At 69.1% G+C, this 230-nt stretch carries 1 protein-coding gene; it reads left to right on the forward strand.

The features are described from left to right. A partial coding sequence (locus tag SB753_RS42170) for a substrate-binding domain-containing protein (RefSeq protein ID WP_410805838.1) occupies positions 1–230 on the forward strand: 230 nt, incomplete at both ends.

Here is a 230-nt window from a genome sequence, read left to right on the forward strand (position 1 = left end):
GCAGGGCGACTACAGCGAGGCCAGCGGATCCGATGCCGCACGGCGCATCCTCGAAACAGGTCGACCGGACGCGATCTTCGTCGCCAGCGATCTGATGGCGCGCGGCGCGCTGACGGTGCTGCGCGCCGCCGGTGTGCGCGTCCCCGAGGACATCGCCCTGGTCGGGTTTGACGACTCGTCCGTCGCGATCACGACCGATCCGCAGCTCACGACGATGCGTCAGCCGATGT

Origin of the sequence: Paraburkholderia sp. SIMBA_053 (assembly GCF_046534895.1) — a bacterium.
Lineage (GTDB): Bacteria > Pseudomonadota > Gammaproteobacteria > Burkholderiales > Burkholderiaceae > Paraburkholderia > Paraburkholderia caledonica.